The organism is Streptomyces sp. NPDC048191 (assembly GCF_040652655.1).
Lineage (GTDB): Bacteria > Actinomycetota > Actinomycetes > Streptomycetales > Streptomycetaceae > Streptomyces.
This window is the reverse complement of the sequence record NZ_JBEZMO010000046.1, coordinates 1-26,253: the sequence shown is the minus strand read 5'-3', so window position 1 is coordinate 26,253 and position 26,253 is coordinate 1. Positions and strand designations below refer to the sequence as shown.

General features: G+C 73.4%; 19 protein-coding genes and 2 pseudogenes. 13 read left to right on the top strand and 8 right to left on the bottom strand.

The features are described 5' to 3' along the window. Positions 1–84 precede the first annotated feature (84 nt). On the bottom strand, positions 85–273 hold the full coding sequence (locus tag AB0D93_RS38970) for a hypothetical protein (protein ID WP_362130619.1): 189 nt from the start codon (positions 271–273) through the stop codon (positions 85–87). 130 nt (positions 274–403) lie between these two features. Further along, positions 404–772 carry a DUF6479 family protein gene (locus AB0D93_RS38965; protein WP_362130616.1) on the bottom strand — a complete coding sequence of 123 codons (369 nt, stop codon included), beginning with the start codon at positions 770–772 and terminating at the stop codon, positions 404–406. A gap of 95 nt (positions 773–867) precedes the next feature. Here AB0D93_RS38965 and ctaD point away from each other — a divergent pair, with 95 nt between their 5' ends. Next, the gene (gene ctaD / locus AB0D93_RS38960) at positions 868–2,550 is read left to right on the top strand and encodes a cytochrome c oxidase subunit I (protein WP_362130613.1); all 1,683 of its coding nucleotides are present in this window, start codon (positions 868–870) and stop codon (positions 2,548–2,550) included. Continuing rightward, on the top strand, positions 2,547–2,930 hold the full coding sequence (locus tag AB0D93_RS38955) for a cytochrome c oxidase subunit 4 (RefSeq protein ID WP_362130610.1): 384 nt from the start codon (positions 2,547–2,549) through the stop codon (positions 2,928–2,930). Before ctaD ends, AB0D93_RS38955 begins: the two co-directional genes overlap by 4 nt. Here the strand turns inward: AB0D93_RS38955 and AB0D93_RS38950 are convergent. The 3 genes from AB0D93_RS38950 to AB0D93_RS38940 form a co-directional block, all read right to left on the bottom strand. Next, the gene (locus AB0D93_RS38950) at positions 2,866–4,359 is read right to left on the bottom strand and encodes a ubiquinol-cytochrome c reductase cytochrome b subunit (RefSeq protein WP_362130607.1); all 1,494 of its coding nucleotides are present in this window, start codon (positions 4,357–4,359) and stop codon (positions 2,866–2,868) included. The genes AB0D93_RS38955 and AB0D93_RS38950 overlap by 65 nt on opposite strands. Next, the gene (locus AB0D93_RS38945; RefSeq protein WP_362130604.1) at positions 4,356–4,631 is read right to left on the bottom strand and encodes a hypothetical protein; all 276 of its coding nucleotides are present in this window, start codon (positions 4,629–4,631) and stop codon (positions 4,356–4,358) included. The genes AB0D93_RS38950 and AB0D93_RS38945 overlap by 4 nt, the downstream gene beginning before the upstream one ends. 80 nt (positions 4,632–4,711) lie before the next feature. Continuing rightward, positions 4,712–7,171, bottom strand: a complete 2,460-nt coding sequence (locus AB0D93_RS38940) for a SpoIIE family protein phosphatase (protein WP_362130601.1) — start codon at positions 7,169–7,171, stop codon at positions 4,712–4,714. 195 nt (positions 7,172–7,366) lie between these two features. Here AB0D93_RS38940 and lanKC point away from each other — a divergent pair, with 195 nt between their 5' ends. The 4 genes from lanKC to AB0D93_RS38920 all read left to right on the top strand — a co-directional run bounded on the left by lanKC (position 7,367) and on the right by AB0D93_RS38920 (position 14,283). Then, entirely contained in the window at positions 7,367–9,979 is a 2,613-nt protein-coding gene (gene lanKC / locus AB0D93_RS38935) for a class III lanthionine synthetase LanKC (protein WP_362130598.1), read from the top strand. A gap of 40 nt (positions 9,980–10,019) precedes the next feature. Then, a complete protein-coding gene (locus AB0D93_RS38930; RefSeq protein ID WP_055704589.1) occupies positions 10,020–10,133 on the top strand; it encodes a SapB/AmfS family lanthipeptide in 114 nt (37 codons plus the stop codon). A gap of 97 nt (positions 10,134–10,230) precedes the next feature. After that, entirely contained in the window at positions 10,231–12,099 is a 1,869-nt protein-coding gene (locus tag AB0D93_RS38925; RefSeq protein WP_362130593.1) for an ABC transporter ATP-binding protein, read from the top strand. Positions 12,100–12,507: 408 nt separating this feature from the next. After that, complete coding sequence (locus tag AB0D93_RS38920) at positions 12,508–14,283, top strand: ABC transporter ATP-binding protein (protein WP_362130590.1); 1,776 nt, start codon at positions 12,508–12,510, stop codon at positions 14,281–14,283. Here AB0D93_RS38920 and AB0D93_RS38915 read toward each other — a convergent pair whose 3' ends face one another. Continuing rightward, complete coding sequence (locus AB0D93_RS38915) at positions 14,284–14,892, bottom strand: response regulator transcription factor (protein ID WP_362130669.1); 609 nt, start codon at positions 14,890–14,892, stop codon at positions 14,284–14,286. It abuts the gene before it with no gap. 527 nt (positions 14,893–15,419) lie between these two features. Between AB0D93_RS38915 and AB0D93_RS38910 the strand changes: the two are divergent. Next, positions 15,420–15,743, top strand: a pseudogene (locus AB0D93_RS38910) (SpoIIE family protein phosphatase); the annotation flags it as partial. A 202-nt stretch (positions 15,744–15,945) separates the two neighbouring features. On the opposite strand, the gene AB0D93_RS38905 reads toward AB0D93_RS38910, so the two are convergent. Further along, on the bottom strand, positions 15,946–17,325 hold the full coding sequence (locus AB0D93_RS38905) for a S1 family peptidase (RefSeq protein ID WP_362130666.1): 1,380 nt from the start codon (positions 17,323–17,325) through the stop codon (positions 15,946–15,948). A 200-nt stretch (positions 17,326–17,525) separates the two neighbouring features. Here AB0D93_RS38905 and AB0D93_RS38900 point away from each other — a divergent pair, with 200 nt between their 5' ends. From AB0D93_RS38900 to AB0D93_RS38880, 5 genes are all read left to right on the top strand, one after another. After that, positions 17,526–17,939 (top strand): PaaI family thioesterase, encoded by a 414-nt coding sequence (locus AB0D93_RS38900; protein ID WP_362130587.1) that lies wholly within the window; start codon positions 17,526–17,528, stop codon positions 17,937–17,939. 454 nt (positions 17,940–18,393) lie between these two features. Next, complete coding sequence (locus AB0D93_RS38895; RefSeq protein ID WP_362130585.1) at positions 18,394–18,609, top strand: type A2 lantipeptide; 216 nt, start codon at positions 18,394–18,396, stop codon at positions 18,607–18,609. 100 nt (positions 18,610–18,709) lie between these two features. Beyond that, on the top strand, positions 18,710–19,516 hold the full coding sequence (locus AB0D93_RS38890; RefSeq protein WP_362130582.1) for an HlyD family efflux transporter periplasmic adaptor subunit: 807 nt from the start codon (positions 18,710–18,712) through the stop codon (positions 19,514–19,516). After that, positions 19,513–21,732 carry an NHLP family bacteriocin export ABC transporter peptidase/permease/ATPase subunit gene (locus AB0D93_RS38885; RefSeq protein ID WP_362130579.1) on the top strand — a complete coding sequence of 740 codons (2,220 nt, stop codon included), beginning with the start codon at positions 19,513–19,515 and terminating at the stop codon, positions 21,730–21,732. The genes AB0D93_RS38890 and AB0D93_RS38885 overlap by 4 nt, the downstream gene beginning before the upstream one ends. Before the next feature lies 1 nt (position 21,733). Next, positions 21,734–24,559 carry an NHLP bacteriocin export ABC transporter permease/ATPase subunit gene (locus AB0D93_RS38880; RefSeq protein ID WP_362130576.1) on the top strand — a complete coding sequence of 942 codons (2,826 nt, stop codon included), beginning with the start codon at positions 21,734–21,736 and terminating at the stop codon, positions 24,557–24,559. A gap of 29 nt (positions 24,560–24,588) precedes the next feature. On the opposite strand, the gene AB0D93_RS38875 is transcribed toward AB0D93_RS38880, so the two are convergent. After that, the gene (locus tag AB0D93_RS38875; RefSeq protein WP_362130573.1) at positions 24,589–25,419 is read right to left on the bottom strand and encodes a ribonuclease BN; all 831 of its coding nucleotides are present in this window, start codon (positions 25,417–25,419) and stop codon (positions 24,589–24,591) included. A 244-nt stretch (positions 25,420–25,663) separates the two neighbouring features. Here AB0D93_RS38875 and AB0D93_RS38870 point away from each other — a divergent pair. Beyond that, positions 25,664–26,253 (top strand): annotated as a pseudogene (locus tag AB0D93_RS38870) (galactosyldiacylglycerol synthase); the annotation flags it as partial.

Sequence of the window (26,253 nt, the reverse complement as noted above, 5' to 3'; positions counted from 1 at the left end):
GGACCTTCTCTTGTACGACCGGCTCGTCACGACAGCGTTGCCCCGGTGTCGACGGGCGTTTGCCGGGGGGTGTCCCGGCCCTCCTCAGTCCTCGCCCCGCACGATGTTGTCCTCGGAGCCGGCGCCCTGCTGCGAGGTGGCGCCGCGGTCCAGAACGGCGGGGACACAGGTCCGCACTCCCCGGTCCCGCCGCCGGGGAGCGTTCGGCCGGCCGGTCTCGGCGTCGGGCGCCTGGACGGGTTTGTCACTGGGTTGCGCGGTCACGTCGTTCATCTTCCTTCTGCGTTGCCGTACCTTCTGCGTTCCTGCACGGGCCGGGACCGTTCGTGGGTCCCGGCCGGCCCGGGTAGACAGGTGCCTCACCGGTCCCCGCCCCGCTGCGCCCGCAAGCGCGCACGCCGGCTCAGGTCCGGCCGCCGCCTCCGCCGCCGAACGACCCGCTGGAGCCGGGCGACCAGCGCGGACGGCGCTGGTCTTCCGCGCGCCGGGACCGGACGTTGCCGACCTGGTAGGGCGTGAGCCGCTCGCTGTCGTCCGCGGCTCGGGGCACCTCGTCGGGTTCGCGCATCTCGAGGGTCTCCAGGACGGGCCCGGACGCCGGCACCCGGGGCTGCTCTTCGGGTCGCGGCGGGTCCGGTTCGCGCTGGCGCACCTTGAAGCCGAGCCGGAAGGCACAGATCAGTCCGGTGACGCAGGCGACGCCGGCGAGCAGGATGAGGACGTACCCGAAGACCTGGGGCCCCGTGGCGGCTGTGTACATGGCGGAGTTCATGACCACCGGGTACCCGGCCGAGCGGCGGATACGACCCCGGATCCGAGGCGTGGCGCGCGGGAGGCCGCCCGTCACGGGGAGTAGCGTCACCCGCGATGACGGAACTACCGGAAATCTCGGACACGACCGAGGTCGTCGCGCGCTACACCGCCCCCGCCCCGCGTCCCGGCCGGTCCCTGCTGCGCTGGCTCTCCACCGCCGACCACAAGGTGATCGGCCGGCTCTACATGGTCACGGCGTTCTGCTTCTTCCTGTTCGCCGGGCTGCTCGCGCTCGGGATGCGCGCGGAACTCGCCCGGCCGGGTCTGCAGTTCCTCAGCAAGCACGGCTACGACCAGTTCTTCACGGTGCACGGCACGATCATGATGCTGCTGTTCGCGACCCCGATGTTCGCCGGGTTCGCCAACGCCGTGATGCCGCTGCAGATCGGCGCGCCCGACCTGGCCTTCCCGCGGCTGAACGCGCTGTCGTACTGGATGTACCTGTTCGGCGGTCTGATGGTGGTCTCCGGCTTCCTGGTGCCCGGTGGGGCGGCCGCGTTCGGCTGGTTCGCCTACGCGCCCCTGAACAGCGCCTACTTCTCCCCCGGCGCCGGCGGTGACCTGTGGGCGATGGGACTGGTGGTCTCGGGTGTGTCGACGACGCTGACCGCGGTGAACTTCATCGCCACGATCCTGTCCCTGCGCGCGCCGGGCATGACCATGTTCCGGATGCCGATCTTCACCTGGAACGTGCTGTTCACCTCGATCCTGATCCTGCCCGCGTTCCCGGTGCTCACGGCGGCACTGCTGGCGCTGGAGGCGGACCGCAAGTTCGGGGCGCACGTCTTCGACGCGGCGAACGGCGGCGCGCTGCTGTGGCAGCACCTGTTCTGGTTCTTCGGGCATCCGGAGGTCTACATCGTGGCGCTGCCGTTCTTCGGGATCGTCTCGGAGATCGTGCCGGTGTTCTCCCGCAAGCCGCTGTTCGGCTATCTGCCGATGATCGGGGCCACGATCGCGATCACCATGCTGTCGGCGGTGGTGTGGGCGCACCACATGTTCGCCACCGGCGCGGTGCTGCTGCCCTTCTTCTCCATCATGTCGTTCCTGATCGCGGTGCCCACGGGCATCAAGTTCTTCGCGTGGATCGGCACGATGACGCACGGCTCCGTGTCGTTCGAGACGCCGATGCTGTGGTCCCTGGGCTTCCTGGTGTCCTTCCTGCTGGGCGGGCTGAGCGGGGTGCTGATCGCCTCGCCGCCGCTGGACTTCCATCTGACCGACACGTACTTCATCGTGGCCCACCTGCACTACGTGCTGTTCGGCACCGTGGTGTTCGCGATGTTCGCCGGGTTCTACTTCTGGTGGCCGAAGTTCACCGGGAAGATGCTGGACGAGCGGCTCGGCAAGGTGCACTTCTGGCTGCTGTTCCCGGGGTTCCAGCTGACCTTCCTGGTGCAGCACTGGCTCGGCGAGGCCGGCATGCCCCGGCGCTACGCGGACTACCTGCCCCAGGACGGCTTCACCCTGCTCAACACCCTGTCGTCGGCGGGGGCCTTCCTGCTGGGCGTCTCCACGCTGCCGTTCCTCTACAACGTGTGGCGCACCGCGGTCAGGGGCGAGCAGGTCGGCGTCGACGACCCGTGGGGGTGGGGGCGGGGCCTGGAGTGGGCGACGTCCTGCCCGCCGCCGCGGCACAACTTCGTGGCGCTGCCCCGCATCCGTTCGGAGTCCCCGGCGTTCGACCTGCACCATCCCGAGGTCGAGAGCCCGGCCGGAGAGGAGCTGGCGCGATGAAGGCCGAGGCGATGCTGTTCGGCGGGGTCGCGCTGTTCTTCGGCGGGTCCGCGGCGCTGTACGGGATGTGGGCGGGAGAGGAGGCGGGCACGGTCGCGCTGGTCGTCGCCTGCGGGATGGCCGGGCTGGTCGCGTTCTTCTGCCTGATCCAGTACCGGCGCCGCGGCTCGCGGGCCCAGGACCGCACCGGGGCGGAAGTGGCGGACGCGGCCGGGCCGGTGGCGTTCTTCCCCGACGAGAGCCCGTGGCCGGTCGTCACCGCGCTCGGTGCCGCGGTGACGGCGTCCGGCGTGGTCTTCGGGCTGTGGCTGTTCCTCATCGGTCTGGGTGTTCTGGCGCGCGGGGTGTACGGGATGGTGTTCCAGTACGCGCACCGGTGAGCGGCCGGCGCGGGGCCCCGGGCCGGAACGTCTCCACCGGCTCGTGATCGGTCTCGTACCCGCCGGTGACGCTCTGCCGGATCTCGCCCGTGGGCACGCCCTCGGCCAGCCGTTCGATCTCGGCCGCCGTCAGGGCCCGGCACAGCCACCGGGTCACCAGGAAGGCCAGGACGGGCGCCACGATCAGGGCGGTGCGCAGCACCCAGGTGAGGGCGTTGACGGAGATGCGGAAGGTCTGGGCGATGACGTCGTTGCCGCCGGCCAGCAGCAGCACGCCGTAGAACACGGTTCCCGCCACGCCGAGCCCGGTGCGTACGGGCCGTTCGCGGGGCCGGTCGCACAGGTGCCGCTCGCTGCGCCACTCCCCGGTCAGCCGCTGCTCGACGAAGGGGTAGGCGTACAGCACGGCGAACAGCAGGCCCGGCAGGACGACAGCCGGAAGCAGGACGTTCCACATGAGGGTGTGCCCGGCGAAGTCGGTCTCCCACGGTGGCACCAGCCGCAGCGCGCCCTCCAGGAAACCGACGTACCAGTCGGGCTGGGAGCCGGTGGAGACCTGGTCGGGGCGGTAGGGGCCGTAGTTCCAGACCGGGTTGACCTGGGCGATGCCGGACAGGAGCACCAGCAGGCCCGCGACGATCACGGCGAGGCCGCCGGAGGAGCCGGTGAACTGCGGGAAGAAGGGCTTGCCGACGGCGTTGCGCGGCGTGTGCCCCGGGCCGCGCCACTGGGTGTGCTTGAGGTACACCACCAGCATCAGGTGCACGGCGACCAGCGCGATGAGGGCGCCCGGAAGCAGCAGGATGTGCACCGGATACAGCCGGGTGATGATGTCGTGGGCCGGGTACTGGCCGCCGAAGACGAAGAAGGCCACGTAGGTGCCGACCACCGGGATGGACAGCATGATGCCCTGCGCGATGCGCAGCCCGGTCCCCGACAGCAGGTCGTCCGGGAGCGAGTACCCGGCGAACCCCTCGGCCAGCGAGAGCGCGAACAGGGTCACGCCGATCACCCAGTTCACCTCGCGCGGCCGGCGGAAGGCGCCGGTGAAGAAGATCCGCAGCAGGTGCGCGCCGATCGCGGCGACGAAGACCAGCGCGGCCCAGTGGTGGGTCTGCCGCATCAGCAGTCCGCCGCGCACGTCGAAGCTGATGTGCAGGGTGGAGTCGAAGGCGGCCGACATGCGCACCCCGCGCAGGGGCAGATAGGGGCCCGCGTACACGACCTCGCGCATCTCCGGCTGGAAGAACAGGGTCAGCCAGACCCCGGTCAGGATCAGCACCAGGAGGCTGTACAGGGCGAGTTCGCCGAGCAGGAAGGACCAGTGGTCGGGGAACGCCTTGCGCAGCAGCGGGCCGCCCTCCAGCACGGGCAACCGGGCGTCCGCGGCGTCCACGAGCCGCTCCGCGCGGCGGCCGGCACGGTTCATGCGTCCTCGGGTTCCGCGGCCGCCCGGGTGACGTCGGCCTCCACGTCGGGCCGCGGCCGGCCGCTCTCCCTCGCGTACTCGCTGACCGCGGTCTGCACATCGCGGGCCAGGTCCCGCCAGGCGCGCAGCGCGGTCTCGTAGGTGCCCGACTGGGCACCGGTCATCCGCCGCTCGGCCGGCGGCCCGTAGGTGTCCCGCAGCTCTTCGACCGTGGCGTGGGCCGCCTCGGCCGCGCGCTGCTTCTGCACGAGTTCCTCGAAGGTGTGTGCCACACCAGTCGACCCTAGGCACCCCTGTGCTGATGTGCCTCTCCAAGCCTCGTCAACCGGCGCGAAACGCACCCGTGTGGCGGTCAGCCGCCCGGTACGAGGTCCGCCCAGACCTGTTTGCCGCCGCTGACCGGGAGCGTGCCCCAGGCCGCGGACACCGCCTCCACCAGGAGGATGCCCCGGCCGCCGGTGGCCTCCCAGCCGATGCTGGTGGGCTTGACGGGGCTGCGCGGGGAGGCGTCGGCGACGGCGAGCCGCAGCCGGTGGTTGACCAGGCTGAGGTCGAGGCGGACCTGGCCGCCGGTGTGCACGAGCGCGTTGGTGACGAGTTCGGAGACCACCAGCAGGGCCGCCTCCATGGTGTCCTGCGAGACGCCCCACGTGCGCAGGGTGCGGCGGGTGAAGCGGCGGGCGTGCCGGACCGCCTCCGGCACCCGCCACACCGTCCAGCTCTCGCGCAGCGGTTTCACGGCCATGCCGTCGTAGCGCATCAGCAGCAGGGCGACGTCGTCTGTGCGGTGGGCGCCGGTGAGCAGCGCGTCGGCGACCAGCCCGAGGTGGGCGGGGTCGGCGGCGGCCAGCTCGGCGGCGAGCCGGTCCATGCCCATGTCGAGGTCTTCGTCGGGCGACTCCACCAGGCCGTCGGTGGTCAGCGCGATCACCGTCCCGGGTTGCAGCCGCAGCGGGGTCATCGGGAACTCGGCCTGGCTGAGCACGCCGAGCGGGGGCCCGCCCTCGGCCCGGACGATCTCGGCGGTGCCGTCCGGGTGGCGCAATACGGGCTGGAGGTGGCCGGCGCGCACGCACCAGGCGGTGCCCTGCTCCATGTCGACGTCGACGTAGGCGCAGGTGGCGAACAGGTCGGTCTCCATGTCCAGCAGCAGCCGGTTGGCGTGGGCCACGACCACGTCCGGGGAGTGGCCCTCGGCGGCGTAGGCGCGCAGCGCGGTGCGCATCTGGCCCATCAGGGTGGCGGCGCCCGCGTTGTGACCCTGCACGTCACCGATGACCAGGGCCACGTGGTGGTCGGCGAGCGGGATCACGTCGTACCAGTCGCCGCCGACCTCCAGTCCGGCGGTGGTGGGCAGGTACCGGGCGACGGCGACCGCGCCGGGCAGCCGGGGCAGGCGGCGCGGCAGCAGGGTGCGCTGGAGCATGCCGACGAGTTCGTGCTCGGCGTCGAAGGCGTGGGCGCGCAGCAGGGCCTGCCCGGTCAGGCCGGCGCAGGCGGTGAGCAGGGCGCGCTCGTCGGGGCCGAAGTCGTGCGGGCGGTCCCAGCCGATCAGGCAGGCGCCGGCCATGCGGCCGCCGGCGGGCAGCGGCAGCACCGCGAGGCCGCCGGGGCCGACGTCGGCGAGGGCGGGCTCCAGCGGGGTGCCGGCGGGCCAGATCCGGGCGCGGCCCTCGCGCAGCGCGGCGGCCAGGGTGGGCATGGCGCGCACCGGCGCGTCGGGCCATTCGGTGCGCCATTCGGTGCGCCACAGCTCGGGCCAGGCCTCGGGCTCGGGCGGGTCGAGGACGGTGACGACGAGCCGGTCGTTCTCCAGTTCGGCGAGCGCGATCCGGTCGGCCTGCAACGGTCGGCGCAGGGCGGCGACGACGGCCTTGCCGACGTCCTTGACGGTGCCGGCGGTGGCGAGTGCGGCGGCCAGACGCTGCACCCGGGCCACGTCGGTGACGCCCGAGCGCAGCGTGGAGGCGTCGGCCACGGTCCCGACGAGCCGGGCGGCACGGCCCTCGCCGCCGGGCAGCAGCCGGCCGCGCAGGCGCAGCCACCTCGGCTCGCCGGAGGGCTGCAGGATGCGGAACTCCAGTTCGCGCTCGCCGATGGACATGTGGTCGGCCTCGACCACGGACATCAGCGCGGGCAGGTCCTCGGGCACGGTGAGGGCGAGCAGGGTCTCCACCCGGCCGTCGAAGGCGTCCCGGGCCAGACCGAACAGGCGCAGGATCTCGTCGCCGACCTCGACCCGGCCGCTGTCCATGGCCAGGCTGAAGGCGTCCGCCGGCAGCTCACCGGTGTCGCCGGCGGGAGCGGTCGAGGCGGGGACGGCGATCGCGCGGACGATCAGGTCAAGGCAGGCGCGGTCGTCGGCGTCGAAGCCGCCCGGGTGCTCGCTGACGGCCAGCAGACAGCCGCCGCCCGCCGGACCGAGCGGCAGGACGGCCACGAAGAACTCCGAGGTCGCAAGGCGCCGGGCCTCGGGAAAGCCGGCCAGGTCCTCGGGTCCGAGCCGGCGCGGGCGTCCGGTGCGGTGGGTCTCGGCGACCGGGGAGGTGCCGGCGGCCGGATAGCAGTCGCGCAGCCCGTACAGGGTGCGCGGCAGGCCCGCCGACTCGGCGAGACAGAGCTGGGAGGGGTCGTCGCCGGGCGTGTAGACCGCGGCGAAGGCCGCGCCCGCGAACACCAGCGCCTGTTCGAGGACCCGGCGGAGCCGATCGGGCGTGGCGGGTGACGCGGTGAGCGTGTCCAGGGCGGCTTCGGCACGCTCCGCTCGCGTCCTGCTGATCGCAGCGCCCTCGCTCCTCACCACGTTCGCCATTACAGCGCGTGTGGGGCTCCTGCGCAGCCCCTGTGAAGGCTCCGGGTGCTCGGGAGCCCGATCGGTTCGAAAGCCGCCGAACACATGTTGACCCATGAGTTCCGCACGGTGACCTCATGACAGACATGACTGTCCGCCACCGTCCGACTCCTGCGAGTGTCTGTTCCGGTCGCACGACGAGGGGGTGGGAGGCGCATGGACAAGCGGTACGAGGTGTACGCGCTCGCCGACGGGCACTTCTACGACACGCCCGACCGGCTGCCGGGGTCCGGCGGTGAGGCCGCGCCCCTGTTCGCGACGGCGCGTCGCGCAGTCCCCGAGGGCTGGCACGCGGCGCGCTCGGGGGACTGGCTGACGCTCACCCCGCTCGGCGCCGACGGCGCGCCGCTCCCGTCGCCGGCCCAGGGGTGGAAGATCCACTCCTCGGCGACCGCCGGGAACGCGGAGCGGATCGCGGGGATCGTGTGGGACTACTGCGTGCCGCGCCGCATCCCGTTCAAGTTCGTGCCGGGGCCGCACCTGCTGCACCTGCGCAACGCCAAGTACGCGGGCCGCGACACCAGCGGCAAGTTCGTCACGGTGTACCCGGCGGACGAGGAGCAGCTGCACGGGACGCTGCGGGAGCTGGGCGCGCTGCTGGAGGGGTTCGAGGGGCCGTACATCCTCACCGACCTGCGCTGGCACGACGGCCCGCTCTACGTCCGCTACGGCGCCTTCGCCCGCCGGTACGTCGTCGACGAGCGCGGCTCGCTGGTCCCGGCGGTGGCCGACGGCGCGGGCACCCTGGTGCCGGACCGGCGGGCGCCGTCCTTCCAGGTGCCCGAGTGGGTGACGCTGCCCGCGTTCCTGCGGCCCCATCTCCAGGCCCGCAACACGACGACGGTCGGCGAGCTGCCGTACCGCATCGAGAAGGCGCTGCACTTCTCCAACGGCGGCGGGGTGTACGCCGGCACCGACACGCGCGACGGGCGCCGGGTGGTGCTGAAGGAGGCCCGGCCGCACGCGGGGCTCGCCGCCGACGGCGCGGACGCGGTGGCGCGACTGGAGCGGGAGAAGGCGGCGCTGGAGCGGGTCGCCGGGACCGGTGTGGTGCCCGAGGTACGGGACTGGTTCACGCTCGGCGAGCACCGGTTCCTGGTCATGGACCACCTGGCGGGCCGCCCGCTCAACTCCTTCTTCGCCGAACGGCATCCGCTGCTCACGCCCGACCCCGACCCGGCGAAGGTCGCCGCGTACACGGCGTGGGCGCTGCGGATCCACGCGGCGGTGGAGCGGGCGGTGGCGGCGGTGCACGCGCGCGGGCTGGTCTTCAACGACCTGCACGTGTTCAACATCATGGTGGACGAGGACGAGGAGTCCGTGCGTCTCATCGACTTCGAGGCGGCCGCACCCGCCGTCGAGAACGCCCGGCAGACCGTCGCGCACCCCGGTTTCTTCGCCCCGCCGGACCGCCGCGGCACCGACGTCGACCGCTATGCGCTGGCCTGTCTGCGGCTCGCCCTGTTCCTGCCGGTGACCACGCTGTTCGTGGTGGACCGCGGCAAGGCGGCGCATCTCGCGGAGGTGATCGCCGAGCAGTTCCCGGACGTGCCGCGCGCCTTCCTGGACGAGGCGGTCGCGGAGATCACCCGGGATCCGGCCGGTGGCCGGCGCAGCCGGCCGGCGCCACCGGTGGTGCCCGGCGACTGGCCCTTCAGCCGGGACTCGATGGTCAAGGCGATCCTCGCCTCCGCCACCCCGGAACGCGACGACCGGCTCTTCCCCGGTGACATCGCACAGTTCGCGGACGGCGGCGGCCTCGGCCTCGCACACGGCGCGGCCGGAGTCCTGTACGCCCTTCAGGCGTCCGGGGCCGGCCGGTACGACGAGGGTGAGCGCTGGCTGCTCGACCGCACCGCCCCGCCGCCGCCCGGCACCCCGCTCGGCCTGTACGACGGGCTCGCGGGCGTCGCCCTGGTGCTCGACCGACTGGGCCACCGGCAGCGGGCGTTGGATCTCCTCGACGGCATTCTGCGGGAGAACTGGCGCAGCCTCTCCTCCGATCTGCACGGTGGCCTCGCCGGGCTCGGCCTGGTCCTCGGCCGGCTCGCGGACACGACGGGCGAGCCCGCCCTGCGGCAACACGCGGCCGAGGCCGCCGACATCCTGCTGCGACGGCTCGCCGAACCCGTCCCGGACGCCCCGCTCCGGCGTGCCGGCCTGCTGCGCGGTGCGAGCGGGCCCGCGCTGTTCCTGATCCGGCGGTACGAGGAGACGGGCGAGGACCGTCACCTGGACGCGGCGGCCGAGGCACTGCGCCGGGACCTGGACCGCTGTGTCACCCAGGAGGCGGGCGGCGGCCTGGAGGTGGACGAGGGCTGGCGGACGCTGCCCTACCTCGGCGACGGCAGCGCCGGCATCGGACTCGTGCTGGACGACTACCTCGCGCACGCGGACAGCGCGGAGTTCGAGCGCGCCCGGGCCGGCATCCTCACCGCCGCCACCTCCCGCTTCTACGCCCAGCCGGGTCTCTTCCAGGGCCGCGCCGGACTGATCCTGCACCTCGCCCGCAGCTCGGCCCCCGGTGCCAGCCGGGAGCGGCTGGAGCAGCAGATCTCGGGGCTCGGCTGGTTCGCCATGGGCTACCAGGGCCAACTGGCCTTCCCCGGGCACCAGATGATGCGTCTGTCCATGGACCTCGCCACCGGTACGGCAGGCTGCCTGCTCGCACTCGCCGCGGCCCGCGACGGCGCCGGCACCGCGCACCTGCCCTTCCTGCCGCCGCCACCGGCGGCCCCCACACGCGGCTTCGCACCGACGGAGCCGTGACGCACACAACCCCGTCCCCAACCAGGAAAGGACAAACGCCATGGCACTGCTCGACCTGCAGACTCTCGAGTCCGAGGAGCACACCCACACCGGCGCGAGCACGGCGAGCCTGCTCTCGTGTGTCTCCGCGGCGAGCGTTCTGCTCTGTCTCTGACCGGGCCGGTGAGTCCACGGCTCCGGACGGCGCCCTCCCTCGTGGCGGGGCCGTCCGGGGCCTTCCCGTCCCTGCCACCCGAGCGAGGCCGCAGCCGATGAACTCCCGCCCGGACAGCGCGACATGGCCAGCGGGCCGTGCCCTGTCGCGTGCGGTGCTGCGACAGGGCACCGCCCGCTGCGCCGTACTGTGTGCCGTGAGCACGGCCGCGACGGCGGCCGGACTGCTGCTGCCCGCCCTGCTCGGCCACACTCTCGACCTGCTGCTGGCCCGTGCCCCGGAGGCCGGCCGCTGGGTGGGCGGCTGTGCCGGCGTCGTCCTGCTGATCTCCCTGCTGGACGGCTGCGCGGGCGTGCTCACGGCAACCGCCGACGCGCACGCCACCGCATGGCTGCGCCGGCATCTCACCGGGCATGTCCTGGCGCTGGGCCCGCGCGCGACGGCCCGGTTCGGCTCCGGGGACCTGGTGGCCCGGCTGGTCGGCAACGCCGCGCAGGCCGGGACCGCCCCGGGTGCGCTGGCCGCGCTGCTCGCCGCGCTCGCCGGACCCGTCGGGGGTGTGGTCGCGCTCGGCCTCATCGACCCGTGGCTCGCGGCGGTGTTCCTCGCCGGTGCGCCGGTCCTCGCCCTGCTGTTGCGCGCGTTCGCCCGGGACACCTCGGCGTGCGTGGCCGACTACCAGCGGGTGCAGGGCCGGATCGCCGGCGCGCTGGCGGAGGCGGTGGGCGGTTTCCGTACGATCCGGGCCGCGGGCGCCGAGGAGCGCGAGACGGCCCGGATCCTGGCGCCGCTGCCCGAACTGTCGCGCGCCGGGCACCGCATGTGGCGGGTGCAGGCGCGGGCCGCGGCCCAGGCGGTCACCGTGGCCCCGCTGCTCAACCTGGGCGTGCTGGCGGTGGCCGGGCTGCTGCTGGCCCGGCACCGGCTGTCGGTGGGCGAGGTGCTGGCCGCCTCCCGGTACGCGGTGCTCGCCACGGGCGTCGGCGCGCTGGTCGGGCAGCTGGCCGCGCTCGGCCGGGCCCGGGCGGCGACCGGCCGGCTCGCCGAGCTGCGCGCCGAGCCCGTGCCCGCACACGGCACCGCTGGCCTGCCGCCCGGCAACGGCCGGCTGGAACTGCGGGCGGTGACGGCGCGCCGGGGCGGACGAACCGTCCTGGACGGGGTCGATCTGACCGTTCCGGGCGGCACCACCCTGGCGGTCGTCGGCCGCTCCGGCGCCGGCAAGTCCCTGCTCGCCGAGGTGGCCGGCCGGCTCGCCGATCCCGACGGGGGCGAGGTCCTCCTCGACGGCGTCCCGCTGCGCGCCCTCGCCCGCGACGAGTTGCGCCGCGCCGTCGCCTACGCCTTCGAGCGCCCCGTCCTGCTGGGCCCGACCATCGAGGACGCGATCGCCTTCGGGCTCCCGTCCGCCACGCCGGCCGCCGTCCGCCGCGCCGCCCGGCGCGCCCGCGCCGACGACTTCGTACGGCGCCTCCCCCACGGCTACGCCACCCGCACCACCGACGCGCCCCGCTCCGGCGGCGAGTCCCAACGCCTCGGCCTCGCCCGCGCCTTCGCGCGCGGCGGCCGCCTGCTCATCCTCGACGACGCCCTGTCCAGCCTCGACACGGTCACGGAACACCACATCACCCGGACCCTGCTGGCTCCCGACCCGGACCGGACCCGCCTGCTGATCGCCCACCGCGCGGCGACGGCGGCCCGCGCGGACAGGGTGGCCTGGCTGGACGCCGGCCGCATCCGGGCGGTCGGGACACACCGGGAGCTGTGGCAGGAGGCGGGCTACCGGGCCGTGTTCGGGGGCGATGACGGTGCGCCGGGAACCGAGGGCGCGGCCACCCGGTCGGACGTCGCGGCGCGGGACGGACCCCGCGGCCGCGCCCCCGCCGGGGACGAGCCCGGCAGGCGGACGGCGACGGGAACCACCGACGGCATCGAGGCGGCGCCCGGAAGGAAGACGCGGAACTGAGGGCCCCGCCCGCACACGCCGGCCGTACCGGCCCGCCGAGGCGAGGCCGACGGACGGACGCGTAGGGCAACCCCCCATCCGCGGAAGGCCGCACGAACGGAGCCACAACCCGATGCACGACCGCGCCACGACACGAGCACCCGCACGGCCGCCGGCGGGGATCACCGACAGCAGCGCGGGGGGACGGCCGGAAGGAAGACGCGGGACTGAAGGACCCGCCCGCACACGCCGTACCGGCCCGCCGAGGCGAGGCCGACGGACGGACGCGCCGGGCAACCCCCCGACCGCGGAAGGCCCCACGAACGGAACCACCACCCGATGCACGACCGCGACACGGCACGACCACCCCGCACGACCGCCCGCGGGCTCACGCGGCAAGGAACGGTCGGGGCCGGAAGGGAGCGGGAGTTGACGGACACGCGCGGCGGAGGACGCCGTTCCGGGGAGACGGACGCGGGAACTGTCACCAGGGGCGTGCGCGCGCACGCGTACCCGTTCCTGCGTGCGCGGTGGCGGGTGCTGATCCCGCTCGGTGCCTGGTCCGTGCTGGAGGCGGCCCAGACGTTCGCCGTGGGATACGCGCTCGCGCGGGCGCTGGACGCCGGCTTCCTGGCCGGGAACGCGCGTACGGGCATGCTGTGGCTGGGGGCCGCGGGAATCGCCGTGGGTGCCGGGGCGTACGGCACCGGGCGGGTGTACGGCGTGGTCGCCGCGCTGGTCGAGCCGGCCCGGGACCTGCTCGTGCGGCAGGTGGTCGGGCGCGGGGTGCGGGAGGCGGACGCGGGTGCCCTGTCCGGGCTGACCCAGCAGGTGGAGATCGCCCGGGACACGCTCGCCGGTGTGGTGATGGTGTCCCGTTCGTTCCTGTTCACCGCCGCCGGTGCCCTGGTCGGGCTGTTCTCGCTGGATCCGCTGCTGTTGGCGGTCGTGCTGCCGCCGCTGCTCGCCGGCGTGGCCGTGTTCGCCGCGACGCTCGGACCGCTGGCCCGCCGTCAGGAGGCGTTCCTGGCGGCCGACGAGGAGCTGGCCGAGGAACTGGGCGCGGTCTGCCCGGGATTGCGGGACGTCACGGCGTCCGGCGCCGAGAAGAGCGTCGCCGACGCCGTCGGCGAGCGCACCGACGCGGAACTGCGGGCCGCCCGTGCCCTGGCCCGCTGGAGCGTGGCCCGGGTGGCCGCGCTGGCGGTGGGCGGCGAACTGCCGGCGGTACTGCTGCTGGTCACCGCCCCCTGGCTGCTCGGGCACGGCGTCACGCCGGGGGCCCTGGTCGGCGCCCTCGCCTACGTCACCCAGTCCCTGCTCCCGGCCCTGCAGAACCTGGTCCACGGCCTGGGCACGAGCGGTGCCCGGCTGACCGTGGTGCTCCGCCGGCTGACCCGGAACGGCCCACCGCACCAGGAGGCACAGCCGGCCCAGGGGCGCGTGGCGGCAGGCGTCGGCGACTCCGCCGCGGACCCGGGGCGGGCCCCGGCACGACCACCGCACCCCCCACCCGCGCTGTCCCTCACCTCCGTCACCTTCGCCTACGGCCCCGCGAGCGAACCCGTCCTGGACGACCTCGACCTCACTCTCCCCAGCGGCGCCCACCTGGCCGTCGTAGGCCCGAGCGGGATCGGCAAGTCGACGCTCACCGCGTTGATCGCCGGCCTGCTGACACCGCGGCACGGCACCGTCCGGGCCTCGGCGAGCGTGCTCATCCCGCAGGAGGCGTACGTCCACACCGGCACCCTCGCCGAGAACCTGACCCTGCACCGCTCCGACCCGGTTCCCGTGCACGAACTCCTCGCGGCCGCCGACGCGGTCGGGCTCACGCCCCTGCTCGGAACACTGGGCGGCCCGGGCGCCCGGGTGGACCCGGCGACGCTCTCCGCCGGCGAGCGGCAGCTCATCGCGCTGACCCGCGCGTACCTCTCCCCCGCCCCGCTGGCCCTGCTGGACGAGGCGACCTGCCATCTCGATCCGGCGGCCGAGGCGCGCGCCGAACGGGCCTTCGCGGCGCGCCCGGGCGGCACCCTCGTCGTCGTCGCCCACCGGATCAGCTCCGCGCGCCGCGCCGGCCTGATCCTCGTCATGGACGGCGCGCGCACCGCCTGTGGCACCCACGGTGAGTTGCTGCGCACCTCGGCCCTGTACCGGGATCTGACCGCCGGCTGGTCCGGCCACCCGGCGCCCCTGCCGGGCTAGTCAGACCCACCCCTCCCCGCGGGATATGCGAATCGCGTCGATCCGGTTGCGCGCGCCGGTCTTGCGGGTGATCGCCGCCATGTAGTTGCGCACGGTCCCGTGGGACAGGTGCAGGCTGCCGGCGATCTCCGCGATGGACGCGCCGCCGGCCGCCAGCGACAGCACGCTCAGCTCGCGTCTGGTCAGCGGCATCTGGGACGCCTTGAGGAACCCGAAGCCCAGCGAGGCATCGACGAAACGTTCCCTCGCTGCGACGGACCGGATGGCTCGCACCAGCCGGTCCGGTGAGCCCGCCTTGTCGACGAAACCCAGGGCGCCCGCCTCCGCCGCCCGTTTCAGCAGGCCCGGCCGGTCGGCCTGGGCCAGCACCACGAGCGCCGGCGCCCGGCCGCCGGTGCCTGGCGGGCGCAGTTCACCGAGCGGCGGCACCCCATGGCCGTCGGCACCGTCGAGATCCGCCGCGCACACGTCCGGGCATAAGGACCGCACCCTCGCGCCGACGCCCTGCCACGGCGTGTCGTCGACATCGAGACCGGGTTCTCCCCGCAGCCACTCCGCCAGGACCGATCGCACCAGACACGCGTCGTGCACCAGAAGCACCCGGATCACCAGTCCGCCCCCTCGGATCGTCGTCCACACCGGTTCCTCGTCGCCGCCCGTGCCGTCGCGTCCCGCACCTCGTGCCCCGCGCGGTCCGCCACGCTCCGCCATGACCGGGCACGGGACAGCGCGTGCCCATTCTTGGGTGCTGGTACCGCTCGCGGGCGCGGAGATCCGGCCATAAGGGTGCGCGGGGGCGCATGCGGGGCGCCCGTACGCCGCCCGCGCTTCTGCTGACCGGGCATGGTTGCGGGCGGACGGGGTATCCGGCGGCGTCCCCCGGAGGGCGCCTCTGCCCGCGCCCGGGACACTCGCCGTGCGAGGAGGTCGGAGGCGTGTCCTACGGGCAGGAACCGGCACCGGAACCGGCGGCCGGTACGGCAACGGCCGCATCCGTGGGAGGGGGTCGGGCTGAGCGCGCCGATCCCGGTGGCCGACGCGGCGCGCCGACGGCAGCTGGTGTGGGTGGGCGCGGCGAGGAGGAGATGGCCCGCTGCTGTCCGCGCATCGCGGTCGTGCTGCCGTATCCGTTCGCGCCGGCGGTGCTGCCGGACGGGCGCGCGCGAGTGCCGGACCTGGCGGGCGGCCCGCTGCACGGGATCGACGGGGCCGTGGTGTACCCGACGGCCGAGGTGCCGCTCGCTCCCGGCTCGGTGCTCGTCCTGTACACGGACGGTCTGGTGGAGACACCCGCCGTCGACATCGAGGACGCGCTGGTCGGCCTGGGGGCGCTGCTGTCGGAGATCGGCGACCAGCCGCTGGAGAAACGGGCGGACGAGCTCGTGCGGCGGAGCGCGGCGGCGCGGGACCGGGTGGACGACGTGGCGGTCATGCTGCTGCCGGCGCGCGACGACGCCTGACGGTCCGGCCCTCCCGCCGGAGGGCCGGACCGTCCCCCGCCGGCCGGAACCGCGGGTGAGGCCGGCGTGGAGCCGCGGGGCGGGACAGCACCCGCAGACGCGGGGCTGCATGGAGGTGCGGCTGCGCCGTGCGGGCGCGCGCCGCCACGAGAGCGCCGCGGATGGACGACGGCGCTGTCGCGGCCAGGACGTCCGCGGAGCGCTACCGCGAGCTGGTCAGGGACGACCCGTCGCTCGCCGAGCCGGTGCCGGACTGGTCGCCGGCCGAGGCGGACGGGTCGGCGGAGCCGCCGATCTGGTCGCCGCCCGCGCCGGACTGGTCACCGGCACCGGACTGGTCGCCCGCCGAGGCCGAGGGGTCGGCGGAGCCCGACTGGTCGCCGGCCGAGGCCGACGGGGCCGCGGACCCCGACTGGTCGCCCGCGCCGTTGCCGGCGTTGCCGCCGCCGCCGAGCGTCGCACCGGTGGCCTGCAGGGCGGCGGTGACCGGCTGGAAGAAGGTCTCGCCGCCACTGGTGCAGTCGCCGCTGCCGCCGGAGGTGAGGCCGACGGCGCCGCCGTCCTGGGTGAACAGGGAGCCGCCGCTGTCGCCGGCTTCGGCACAGACGTTGGTCTGGATGAGGCCGTTCACGGTGTCGACCCCGCCGGGGTTCGTCTCACTCTGGAAGTTGACGGTGGCGTCGAGCCCGGTGACCTGGCCGTCGTGCAGTCCGGTGGTGGAGCCCATCCGGAACACGGTCTCGCCGACGGTGGCGTCGGCGGCCTGGGTGATCTGGACGGTCTGGCCGTTGCCCGCGTTGACCTCGCTGGGCGCCTGCGTGCTCGGGTCGTTGTACTTGACGAGCGAGAAGTCGTTGCCGGGGAACTTCGCCTGGTCCACGGTGGCGATGGGCTGGCCGTTCTGCGAGTCGGACCAGTCCTTGGCGGCGACACCGCAGTGACCGGCCGTCAGGAAGGCGGGGCTGCCGTCGGAGGCGGTGACGTTGAAGCCGAGGGAGCAGCGGACGCCGCCCTGCTGGGTCTGGGCGAAGATGGCGTCGCCGCCCGAGACAAAGGTCTTGAAGGTGCCGGCGGACTTCTTCAGCGTGGCCGTGCCGGAGCCGAGGCTCTGCACGGTCGACTGCAGTCTGTTCCACTTGGCGCCGGTGACGGTGGAGTCGGCGGTGACGAGGACCTTGTTGGTCCGCGGGTCCACGGCCCAGGAAGTGCCGGGGATGGTCGCCTTGGTCTTCAGCGTCGTGGCGGCGGCCTTGAGGTCGCGCGTGCTGTTCTTCACCTGGCGGACGACCGCACCCGCCTTCTCCGCCTGGACGATCGTGTTGCTGTCACCGTTGACCACGTTGACGACGAGTTGCTGCTTGGCGCTGTCGAAGTAGGACCCGGCGAAGGCGTCGCCGAGAGCCTTCTGGAGCTGGGCGGCGAGACCGGACGCCTGCGTGGCCTTCAGGGTCTTCGCGGAGCCGGTGGCACCCGACGCCGTGTCGTTCTTGTCCTGCGAGGCGTTGGCGTTGGGCAGCAGAAGGGCCGCCGCTCCGAGCGCCGCGACACCGCCCACCGCTATCGCGGCCTTGCGCTTGGGCATTCGCTTGTGACTCAAACTTCTCGACCTCCTGGGGACGGGGGGTCTGCCGCTTGTGGGCAGTTCGTTTCGGGGCGCCTGGATGGCCGTACGTACGCACCCGCCGCGCGGTGTGTTCAATTCCGTTTCCCAACGGCCGTGCCGGGCGGGCGAATCGGCCACGCCCCGCGTGTCGCGGCGGGGCGCCGGGAACAATCCCGCACATGACGATGACCACCGCCGAAGCCGACAAGATCCTCTCCGCCAACTTCGCCCCCTGGGTGCTGGATCTCGGACTGACCGTCGAGGCGGTGGGCGAGGACCGGGCCGTGCTGCGACTGCCCTGGTCGCAGCGGCTGGCCCGGGAGGGCGGCGGGCTGTCGGGGCAGGCGCTGATGGCGGCCGCCGACACGGCGACGGTGATCGCGGTCTCGGCCGCGCGGGGCGGCTTCGTCCCGATGACGACGGTGCAGCAGTCGACGTCGTTCCAGCGGGCGGTGACCGGTTCGGATGTCCGGATCGAAGCGGTCCTGACGAAGCTGGGCCGCCGGATGGCGTTCGCGGACATCGCCCTGAGCGACGCCGGCTCGGGGGCGCTCGCGGCCCGGGCGAGCACGGTGTACGCGATCTTGGGCTGACACGATCCGCTACCGATCGGTAACGGTCTGTTCCGAGCGCTATGCGGAACCCATGCTTCAGGGAATCTACACATTGAATACTCAACCAAGGCACCGTCGGTCGGGGATCTGCACATTCGCGCGCCCCCCGGCACTCCTTTGGTGAGGAGTGCCGGATTCGCCGTACGGCGGGCAAGGGGCCGGGCACACCGATGTCGCGCCACATGTGAAGGAGTCGCCGACATGGCGTGCGCACGCCTGCACGGATGAACCCTTTTGTGACTCAAGTGCCCTGGTGAGAGCCCTGGTTGATTGGAAGCCCGCCCCGGCTGCGTGCTTTGATCCATCGCACCGCGGGGGTCGCGGCGGGCTCCCGGCGACGGGGGCCCGGCGCCCGCGGTCGCGGCCGTCCGTCTGTCCCCAGAGGGGGCCGCTCCCCCCTTGTGAAATACCCATTAGGAAGGGAAGTTCCATCATGAACTCCACCCCCCAGGTTGAGACCGTCGAGATCTCGGACGCCGAGCTGGACAACGTTTCCGGCGGTCTGTCCCTGAACGCCCTGAACACCGTGACCGGTGCCGTCAACGGCGTCGCCCCGGTTTCCGGCCTGACCAACACCGCCATCGGCACCGTCGAGGGTGTCACCGGCCTGAACGTTCAGCCGGTCACCGACCTGGTCGCCGGTCTCTGATCGCACCTCGTCGCATCGAAGGTCCCGGAGCCGTACCTCGGCTCCGGGGCTCTCGGATGCCTGAAACACCAGCGTCTCTCCCACAGGTGAGGGAAGTTCCGTGCAGTTCCGTCAACAGGCCCTCGCCAAGCTCCAGTCACCGGAAGAACTGGACCTCCCGGTGCGCCTTGCCCGCCCCCAGGGCTGGCTCGCCCTGGGCGTCACCGTCGTCGTCATGGCGGCGGCCTCCGTCTGGGCGGTGACCGGTTCGGTCGCCTCCACCGTGAGCGCACCGGCCGTCCTCACCCACGGGCAGGGCAGCTATCTGCTGCAGAGCCCGGTGTCCGGCCAGGTCACGGCCGTCCTCGCGAAACAGGGCGAACGGCTCCCCGCAGGCGCCGCCGTGCTCAAGGTCCGTACGTCACAGGGCGATTCGGTGGTTCGTACGGTCGCCGCGGGCCGCGTCACCACGCTCGCCGCCACCATCGGGCAGATCATCCAGACCGGCACCGACGTCGCCGCCGTAGAGAGGATCGCCCACGCCTCCGACCCGCTGTACGCGACCGTGTACGTCCCCGCCGAGAACGCCGCCGCCATCCCGGCCCACGCCTCCGTCGACCTCACCGTGTCCTCGGTGCCGACGCAGACCTACGGCGTGCTGCGCGGCGAGGTGAAGTCGGTGGACCGCGCGGCGCAGTCCGCCCAGTCGATCTCCGCGTTCCTCGGCGACAGCCAGCTCGGCCAGCAGTTCACGAGCAAGGGCCGCCCGGTGGCCGTCCTGGTCGCACTCGACAGGTCGACGACCACCAGGAGCGGTTACCGGTGGTCCACCACCGACGGGCCTCCGTTCCGCCTGGACTCCATGACGCTCGCCTCCGGTTCCATCAAGCTGGCCGACCAGCATCCCGTCGATTGGCTGCTGCCGTGAGCACCACCCAGGAACGCGGCCGCAGACGCGCCGCCCCGGCCAAGCGGCCGGTGCCCAAGCCGCGTGGCGGTACGGTCCGTACGCCCACCGTCCTCCAGATGGAGGCCGTCGAGTGCGGCGCCGCCTCCCTCGCCATGGTCCTCGGCCACTACGGCCGGCACGTCCCGCTGGAGGAGCTGCGCATCGCCTGCGGTGTCTCCCGCGACGGCTCGCGCGCCTCCAACCTGCTGAAGGCGGCCCGCAGCTACGGTCTGACCGCCAAGGGCATGCAGATGGACCTGGCCGCCCTCGCCGAGGTGCGGTCACCGGCCATCCTCTTCTGGGAGTTCAACCACTACGTCGTCTACGACGGCATGGGCCGCCGCTTCGGCCGGCGGGGCGTGTACATCAACGACCCCGCCAAGGGCCGCCGTTTCGTGCCCATGGAGGAGTTCGACGGCAGCTTCACCGGTGTGGTGCTGGTGCTGGAGCCGGGCGACGGCTTCACCAAGGGCGGCCGCCGGACCGGCGTGCTCGGCGCGATGCCGGCCCGGCTGCGCGGCACCGCCGGCACCCTGCCCGCCGCCGTCCTGGCCAGCCTGCTGCTGGTCGCGGTCGGCGCCGCCGTGCCCGCGCTCAGCCGCACCTACATCGACAAGTTCCTCATCGGCGGCCAGACCTCCCTGCTGGGCGTGCTGTTCGCCTCGATGGGCACCTGTGTGCTGCTCACCCTGGTGCTGACCTGGCTGCAGCAGTCCAACCTGCTGCACGGCCGGATCATCTCCTCCACCCTCTCCAGCGCCCGCTTCCTGCGCCATCTGCTGCGGCTGCCGGTGACGTTCTTCGCCCAGCGCTCCCCCGCCGACCTGGTGCAGCGGCTGCAGTCCAACGACCAGGTCGCCGAGACCCTGGCCCGCGACCTCGCGGCGGCCGGCGTGGACGCGGTCGTCGTCGTCCTGTACGCCGTGCTGCTCTACACCTACGACCCGCAGCTGACGTTCGTCGGCATCGGCGTGGCCCTGCTCAACGTGGTCGCGATGCGCCTGGTCGTACGGCTGCGCGCGACGCGGACGGCGAAGCTGCGCGCGGACACGGCACGCCTGACCAACACCTCGTACACCGGCCTTCAGCTGATCGAGACGATGAAGGCGACCGGCGGCGAGGACGGCTACTTCCGCAAGTGGGCCGGACAGCACGCCACCACGCTGGAGGAGCAGCAGCGGCTCGGCGTGCCGAGTGCCTGGCTCGGCGTGGTCGCTCCGACGCTCGCCACGTTCAACAGCGCGCTGATCCTGTGGATCGGCGGCCTGCGCGCCGTCGAGGGACACATCTCGGTGGGTCTGCTGGTCGCCTTCCAGGCGCTGGTCACCCGGTTCACCGCGCCCCTCACCCGGCTCAACGGCGTGGCGGGCCGCATCCAGGACTTCGCGGCCGACGTGGCCCGGCTGAAGGACGTGGAGAACTTCCAGGCCGACCCGCTCTACGCCCGTCCGGGCGGCGCCGACTCCACACGCCGGCTGCAGGGACACGTCGAGCTGGAGAACGTCACCTTCGGCTACAGCCCGCTGGACCAGCCCCTGCTGAGCGGCTTCGACCTGACCGTGGGCCCCGGTCAGCAGGTGGCCCTGGTCGGCGGCTCCGGCAGCGGCAAGTCGACGGTGTCCCGGCTGATCTCGGGCCTGTACGCGCCCTGGGACGGGGTGATCCGGATCGACGGCCGCCGTCTCGAGGACATCCCGCGCGGCGCGCTCGCCTCCTCCGTCTCCTTCGTCGACCAGGACGTGTTCCTCTTCGAGGGCTCGGTCCGCGACAACGTGGCGCTGTGGGACCCGTCGATCCCGGACGAGGCCGTGGTGGAGGCGCTGAAGGACGCGGCCCTGTACGAGGTGGTGATGCGCCGGCCCGGCGGCATCCACAGCAGGGTCGAGCAGGACGGCCACAACTTCTCCGGCGGTCAGCGCCAGCGCCTGGAGATCGCGCGGGCGCTGGTTCGCCGGCCGAGCATCCTGGTGCTGGACGAGGTGACCAGCGCGCTGGACGCGGAGACCGAGCTGGTCGTGATGGACAACCTGCGCCGGCGCGGCTGCGCCTGCGTGGTCATCGCGCACCGGCTGAGCACCGTCCGCGACAGCGACGAGATCGTCGTGCTGCAGCACGGCACGGTCGTCGAGCGCGGCCGGCACGAGGAGCTGGTGGCACACGGCGGCGCGTACGCCGCGCTGGTCAGGGAGCGATGAGATGACGACTGTGCAGGAGGGGTACGGAGACGACCTCGTCCTCGGCGCGCTCGGCTCGCTGGGCACGCGCCTGGACTGCGCCGGCCACAACCGCCTGGACCTGGAGGGCCCGCAGGTGCTGTGGCTGGTCGCGGCCGGCGCGCTGGACCTGTTCGCGGTGGACGCCGTCCAGCAGGGCCACTGGCACCACCTGGGCCGGCTGGAGGCGGGCGCGCTGCTGCTCGGTCCGGTCGCCGGGCCCCAGCACACCCTGGTGGCCCGCCCGGTACGGGACTGCGTGGTGCACCGCGTCAACCTGCGCGAGCTGTACCAGCCCGCCAACACCCAGACATGGTCGTACGACGAGTACGGCAACCCCCAGTACGTGCCGCCCGCCACCAGCCCGCTGGAGTACGCGGTCGCGCTCGGCGTCGGCCGCGGTCTGTCCGTCCTCTTCCAGGCCCCGATGGCCGAGGAGCGGTCCCAGGCGCCCACCGACGACGACGTGTTCTGGATGCAGGTGCCGCCGGGCAGCGTCCAGTACGGCTCGCTGTACGGCGCGGAGGCCGCCGCCGATCTGCTGATGGACCCGGCGCTGTGGCAGTCCATGGTCGACCAGCAGTACCGGCTGCTGACCGCCCTGGACCGCTGGATCGAGCAGCTGGAGCGCACCCACGAGACCCGCGCGGCCGCCGGGATCAAGGCCGGCGAGGAGATCCGTGCCCAGGCCGACCGGACACTGCTGGCGTCCATCGGCAAGCGCTCGGCCCGCCGTACGACGGCCGCCGACGCCGACGCGGGCTACGCGGCCTGCAAGCTGGTCGCCGAGGCGGCCGGGATCACCCTGGCGGAGCCCGCGCAGAGCGGCACCGAGAGCGACCGCCTCGACCCCGTCGAGCGGGTGGCGCTCGCCTCCCGGGTGCGCACCCGGGCCGTACGGCTGCAGGGACGCTGGTGGCGGGAGAACGTGGGCCCGCTGGTCGGGCACCGGGCGCTGTCCGGGGCTCCGGTCGCGCTGCTGTGGCGGCGCGGCGGGTACGTGGCCGTCCATCCCGGCACCGGACGCGAGACACCGATCGAGAAGGCGAACGCGGAGGAGTTCGAGCCGCGCGCGGTGATGTTCTACCGGCCGCTGCCCGACAAGGCGCTCTCGCTGCCCGGTCTGCTGCGCTTCAGCCTCCAGGGCACCCGCGGCGATCTGCTGAGCCTGCTGCTGGCGGGCCTGGTGACGGTGGCGATCGGCGCACTGGTGCCGATCGCGACGGGCAAGGTGCTCGGCGAGTACGTGCCGAGGGCGCAGGAGGGCCTGATCGTCCAGGTGTGCCTGGCCGTGATGGTGAGCGGGGTGGTCGCGGCGGCGTTCACACTGCTGGAGAACCTCTCCATCCTGCGGCTGGAGGGGCGGATCGAGGCCGCGCTGCAGCCCGCCGTGTGGGACAGGCTGCTGAGGCTGCCGACCCGGTTCTTCACCCAGCGCTCCACCGGTGAACTCGCCAGTGCCGCCATGGGCATCAGCGCGATCCGCCGGCTGCTGGCCGGCGTCGGGCCGGTGGTCGTGCAGTCGGTGACGGTCGGTGCGATGAACCTGGGCCTGCTGTTCTGGTACAGCCCGTCCCTGGCCATGGCGGCGATCGGCATGCTCGTCGTGATCGCGGCGGTCTTCCTCGGGCTCGGGCTGTGGCAGGTGCGCTGGCAGCGGAAGCTGACGGTGCTCGGCAACAAGCTCAACAACCAGGCCTTCCAGACGCTGCGGGGCCTGCCGAAGCTGCGGGTGGCGGCGGCCGAGAACTACGCCTACGCGGCCTGGGCCCGGGAGTTCGCGCGCAGCCGGGAGCTGCAGCAGAAGGTCGGCCGGATCAAGAACCTCACCACGGTGCTCGGCGGGATCTACCTGCCGGTGTGCACGCTGCTGATGTTCATGCTGCTGGCGGGCCCGGCGCGGGGCGCGATGTCGGCGGCCGACTTCCTGACCTTCAACACCTCGGTGACGATGGTGCTGACCTCGGTCACCCAGCTGACCGGCTCCTTCGTCTCCGCCGTGGCCGCGCTGCCGCTGTTCGAGGAGATCAGGCCGGTCTTCGAGGCGACGCCCGAGGTGCGGGAGGCGAGCACCCGGCCGGGCCCGCTGTCCGGCGCGATCGAGACCCGCCGGCTCTCCTTCCGGTACGCCGACGACGGCCCGCTCGTCCTGGACGACGTGTCCTTCGCCGTCCGGCCGGGCGAGTTCGTCGCGGTCGTCGGCCCGAGCGGCTGCGGCAAGTCCACCCTGCTCCGGCTGCTGATCGGCTTCGACAAACCGGTCTCCGGCAGCGTCCTGTACGACGGCCAGGACCTCGGGGCGCTCGACCAGTCGGCGGTGCGCCGCCAGTGCGGGGTCGTGCTCCAGCACGCCCAGCCGTTCACCGGCTCCATCCTGGACGTCATCTGCGGCACCGAGCCGTACACGCCGGAGGAGGCGATGGCGGCGGCCGAGATGGCGGGGCTCGCGGAGGACATCAAGCGGATGCCGATGGGCCTGCACACCATCGTGGCCGGCAACGGCGCGATCTCCGGCGGTCAGCGGCAGCGCCTGATGATCGCCCAGGCCCTGATCCGGCGGCCGCGCATCCTCTTCTTCGACGAGGCCACCAGCGCCCTGGACAACGACACCCAGCGCATCGTCATCGACAGCACCCGCAAGCTGAACGCCACCCGGGTCGTCATCGCGCACCGGCTGTCGACGGTCCTGGACGCCGACCGGGTGATCGTGATGGAGGACGGCAAGGTGGTGCAGCAGGGCGCGCCGGCGGAGCTGCTCGCCGACACCACGGGCCGGTTGCACGAGCTGGTGCGCCGGCAGCTGACGTAGCGTCCGCGGTGACCGGCGGCCGGGAGCGTTCAGTACTTGCCCCGGCGCGGCTGCGGCGTCTCGTCTCCCCCGTCGTCGTGGGCCGGCATCCAGTGGTGCTCGCAAAACCAGCGGCCGAACAGGGCGCCGCCGTAGATGACGAAACCGACGCCGATGAGCCAGGACTCGACCACGAGGACGGTGCCGACGGCGCCGTAGCTGAGCGCGTTGGTGACGATGAGCGGGGTGAAGACGAGGTAGGAGAAGGCCCGCAGGCCGGCCAGGCCGACGACGGTGGCGAGCGCGCCCGGCAGCAGGGAGCGCCAGGCGACCTGGCCGCCGAGCAGGAAGCGCTGCCCCCACCAGAAGAACAGCACGCCGGTCACCGTGGACAGCACGATCCGCTGGCCCCCGTGCAGGGTGTTCTTGGTCGCCACCTCCTGGTAGAGGTAGGCGGTGAGCACGATCAGCCAGGTCGCCTGCCGCCAGACCCGGTGCCAGGGGCCGGAGGCGAGGCTCCAGATCCGTTCGTAGGCGTTCTGCACGCTGCCGCCGAAGGACACACCGAAGACGGCGAGCAGCACACCGCCCCAGACGCTGGTCGTGCCGATGACGTTGCGCGGTGGGCTGATGACGTCGGTGAGCACATGGGCGGACCGGCCGGACAGGCCCATGCCGTCGGTGAGCCATGAGGCGAAACCGCCCCTCACCAGGGGATCGGCGGCGGCCACCACGATCAGCATCGGTGCCAGCGTCACCAGCGCCAGGGTCGCGAACCCCATGGCCCGGTGCATCAGTTCCAGCTCGCGGCCGCGGTCGAGCAGGACCCCGACCCTGAGCCACTCCCAAGCGCGGTGCAGGCCGCGCCGCAACCGCCTCACGGCTCCTCCCGTGCTCGCCGCCCACACGCTGTCCTGAGCCGATTCATCCACCCCGGCGCCGTCCGGGCAACTCGCACCGCTGCCGTGTCGCGGGCCGGCGGTCGGGCGACACGGCGGCCGGATGAGCGGTTTGCGGGTGGCGCCCACCGGAGAATCGGACCCCGTGCGTACTCCTGCCGAGGTGCCCTCCACGGAACCCGTCCCGCCGAGCGGCCGGCGGCGCCCGCTGATCCTGAGCGCGAGCATGGGGGCCGGTCATGACACCGTAGCCACCGAACTGGCGCGCCGAGCCGCGGCGTCCGGACACGACCCGCATGTGGCCGACCTCCTGCGGCTGCTGCCGTACGGCCTGGGCGACGCACTGCGCCGCTCCTACCAGGCGTCGGTACGCCACTTCCCGTGGGCGTACGCCGGTGTCTACGGTGCGTTCCTGCGCGCCGGCCGGGGTCCGCGCCCCAGCGGGGTGCCGCTGGCCCGGCTCGCCGGTGACCGGCTGACCGAGCTCGTGGAGCGGCTGGAGGCCGACGTGGTGGTGTGCGTCTTCCACCTCGCCGCGCAGCTCACCGGCCACCTCCGGGCCCGCGGCCGGCTGCGGGTGCCGAGCGCCGTCTTCCTGGTGGACTTCGCCGTGCACCGGCAGTGGCTGCATCCCGGCAACGACCGGTACCTGTGCCTCACGGAAGGGGCGGCGGACGAGGTGCGCCGGGCGCTGGGCACGCCCGCCGTGGCGACCGGCCCCGCCGTCGTCTGCAGTGCCCGTTCCTCCAGTGGCAGGGCCTCTGCGTGCCGGCCCAGGTCGCTGTACGTGGTCGCCAGGTTGCCCAGCCGGATCGC

Coding starts and splice junctions, on each gene's coding strand:
- AB0D93_RS38970 (WP_362130619.1), bottom strand. CDS start 273: ATGAACGACGTGACCGCGCAACCCAGTGACAAACCCGTCCAGGCGCCC.
- AB0D93_RS38965 (WP_362130616.1), bottom strand. CDS start 772: ATGAACTCCGCCATGTACACAGCCGCCACGGGGCCCCAGGTCTTCGGG.
- ctaD (WP_362130613.1), top strand. CDS start 868: ATGACGGAACTACCGGAAATCTCGGACACGACCGAGGTCGTCGCGCGC.
- AB0D93_RS38955 (WP_362130610.1), top strand. CDS start 2,547: ATGAAGGCCGAGGCGATGCTGTTCGGCGGGGTCGCGCTGTTCTTCGGC.
- AB0D93_RS38950 (WP_362130607.1), bottom strand. CDS start 4,359: ATGAACCGTGCCGGCCGCCGCGCGGAGCGGCTCGTGGACGCCGCGGAC.
- AB0D93_RS38940 (WP_362130601.1), bottom strand. CDS start 7,171: ATGGCGAACGTGGTGAGGAGCGAGGGCGCTGCGATCAGCAGGACGCGA.
- lanKC (WP_362130598.1), top strand. CDS start 7,367: ATGGACAAGCGGTACGAGGTGTACGCGCTCGCCGACGGGCACTTCTAC.
- AB0D93_RS38930 (WP_055704589.1), top strand. CDS start 10,020: ATGGCACTGCTCGACCTGCAGACTCTCGAGTCCGAGGAGCACACCCAC.
- AB0D93_RS38925 (WP_362130593.1), top strand. CDS start 10,231: ATGAACTCCCGCCCGGACAGCGCGACATGGCCAGCGGGCCGTGCCCTG.
- AB0D93_RS38905 (WP_362130666.1), bottom strand. CDS start 17,325: ATGCCCAAGCGCAAGGCCGCGATAGCGGTGGGCGGTGTCGCGGCGCTC.
- AB0D93_RS38900 (WP_362130587.1), top strand. CDS start 17,526: ATGACGATGACCACCGCCGAAGCCGACAAGATCCTCTCCGCCAACTTC.
- AB0D93_RS38895 (WP_362130585.1), top strand. CDS start 18,394: ATGAACTCCACCCCCCAGGTTGAGACCGTCGAGATCTCGGACGCCGAG.
- AB0D93_RS38880 (WP_362130576.1), top strand. CDS start 21,734: ATGACGACTGTGCAGGAGGGGTACGGAGACGACCTCGTCCTCGGCGCG.